Here is a 685-nt window from a genome sequence, read left to right as displayed (position 1 = left end):
CATCGAGCAGCCCGCGTGCCGCCATTCGGCGCCGGCGGCGGTGAAGACCTTGTCCAGGCCCTCCTCGACGGCCTGCAGCGCCACCCGCACCGAACCGGGAACGATCAGCATGCGTACGCCGTCGGCGACCTTGCGGCCCTCCAGCAGCGCGGCGGCCGAGCGCAGATCCTCGATCCGGCCGTTGGTGCACGAGCCCACGAAGACGGTGTCGATCTTTACATCACGCAGTCGCTGCCCGGCCGTGAGGTCCATGTACTCCAGGGCCTTCTCCGCCGCGAAGCGCTCCGTGGGGTCCTGGAACGACGCAGGATCGGGGACGTTCTCGGACAGCGGTGCGCCCTGGCCGGGGTTGGTGCCCCAGGTGACGAAGGGCGCCAGTGCGGTGGCGTCGATGACCACCTCGTGGTCGAAGACCGCGTCCTCGTCGGTGCGCAGCGTCTTCCAGTACTCGATCGCCGCGTCCCAGTCTGCGCCCTTGGGGGCGTGGTCGCGGCCCTGGAGGTAGTCGAAGGTGGTCTGGTCCGGGGCGATCATGCCGGCGCGGGCGCCCGCCTCAATCGACATGTTGCAGATCGTCATCCGGGCCTCCATCGAGAGCTTCTCGATGGCCGGGCCGCGGTATTCGATGACATAGCCCTGGCCGCCGCCGGTGCCGATCTTCGCGATGATGGCGAGGATCAGGTCC

At 69.1% G+C, this 685-nt stretch carries 1 protein-coding gene; it reads right to left on the bottom strand.

Annotation, left to right across the window (positions count from 1 at the left end):
- A partial coding sequence (locus tag IF04_RS0135275) for an aconitase family protein (protein ID WP_030267720.1) occupies positions 1 to 685 on the bottom strand: 685 nt, incomplete at both ends.

This window comes from Streptomyces violens, assembly GCF_000717745.1.
GTDB classification, from domain to species: domain Bacteria; phylum Actinomycetota; class Actinomycetes; order Streptomycetales; family Streptomycetaceae; genus Streptomyces; species Streptomyces violens.
The sequence above is the reverse complement of the archived record's forward strand: the minus strand, read 5'-3'. Positions and strand labels throughout refer to the sequence as shown.